General features: G+C 48.6%; 1 protein-coding gene. It reads left to right on the top strand.

The genetic code is table 11. The features are described from left to right. The first annotated feature begins 129 nt into the window (after window positions 1-129). Window positions 130-1,320, top strand: coding sequence for an ISAs1 family transposase (locus tag F6K46_RS39705; RefSeq protein WP_293068989.1), 1,191 nt, complete (start codon window positions 130-132; stop codon window positions 1,318-1,320). The last annotated feature ends 148 nt before the right edge of the window (window positions 1,321-1,468 follow it).

Below are 1,468 nucleotides of genomic sequence, written 5' to 3'. Positions count from 1 at the left end.
CAGGGTAATCGCATCTTAATTTTGTATAAAATGTACTTGACAAATAGTTAGGTGTGTGGGTCTACCTCCCAGAAGCCCAAGCAGTTAACCTGAGGATCAACAAAAGTTTCTATTTCCCCATCGTTGGTCATGTCAAAAGGCTTTGGCAAACTTGTGCTGACACCTCAGCAACAACAACAGGCATTGATTCTTAGAAAGAGTGTTCTTAAACACTTTCAACACCTACAGGATCCCCGTGTGGAAAGAACCCAGCATCACAGTTTGCTAGGGATAGTCACCATTGCCATTTTGGCTATCCTCTCTGGAGCCGATGGGTTTGTCGCCATTGAGACCTACGGCAAAGCCAAGCTTGGGTGGCTAGAGACCTTTTTGGACTTACCCTATGGGATTCCCTCCCATGATACCTTTGGCCGGGTGTTGGGTCGCCTCGAACCCCAAGAGCTAGAAACCAGTTTCCTGAGTTGGGTCAGCAGCATCACCGAGAAATTAGGTGTGAGACTGATTCATATCGATGGCAAGAGGCTAAAAGGTTCTTATGACCGAGAAAGCCAACTTAAAGCTCTGCACAGTGTCAGTGCCTGGAGCAGTGAACATGGGCTGGTGCTGGCTCAGCAAAAGGTCGAGAGCAAGTCCAATGAAATCAAGGCAGTACCTCTGCTGCTGAAGTTGCTTAACCTTAAGGGAGCTGTAGTGACCCTCGATGCGATGGGAACCCAAATCTCCATCGCTGGGCAAATCAAGAAGGCCGAAGGAGACTATGTTTTGGCTCTCAAAGGCAACCAAGGTCAGCTCAGCCAGTCAGTAAAGGATTGGTTTAAGCAAGCTCAAGCTCAGAACTGGCAGGGGATTGAGTTCACTCACCATCAGAGTATCGAAAGTGGGCATCACCGCAGGGATACTCGTCAGGTTTGGGCGGTGCCAGTGAGTCAATTACCGCCGTTGCATCGGCAACCCGAGTGGATAGGCTTAACCACCGTAGTGATGGTTAAGACTACGCGAGAGTTATGGAACAAAACTACCAAGGAAGTTCGCTTTTACATTAGTAGTCTCGAAGCGGATGCTCAGGGCCATAACCAGGTCATTCGCTCCCATTGGACTATTGAAAATAGTCTGCATTGGGTGCTAGATGTCACCTTCAACGAAGATGCGAGTCGGATTCGTCAGGGTTATGCTGCCCAAAACCTGGGGCTGTTGCGCCGTTTAAGTGTCAATTTACTCAAGCGCGAACCGTCCCGACTCAGTCTGAAGATGAAGCGTTACAAGGCCGGGATGGACAATGACTTTGTGATCAAAATTCTGGCAGCCAGTGGGGCTGAGTGAGGGGTTCCCTCAGGTCAAGGCAAGTTTGAGGACAACTTTGATCAGGTCATGGACTTCTTCATATAGCTCAAGCCACATATCCAAAGCACTTTGCGGGACTTGAACACTAAATACATCAGCTTTGTGCATGTCATAACTTGCAGTGTAC

This window comes from Moorena sp. SIO3E8, assembly GCF_010692445.1.
GTDB classification, from domain to species: domain Bacteria; phylum Cyanobacteriota; class Cyanobacteriia; order Cyanobacteriales; family Coleofasciculaceae; genus Moorena; species Moorena bouillonii.
The sequence above is the reverse complement of the archived record's forward strand: the minus strand, read 5'-3'. Positions and strand labels throughout refer to the sequence as shown.

What these genes read in the sequence shown, in the direction of transcription:
- F6K46_RS39705 (WP_293068989.1), top strand. Translation starts at nt 130, where the DNA reads ATGTCAAAAGGCTTTGGCAAACTTGTGCTGACACCTCAGCAACAACAA.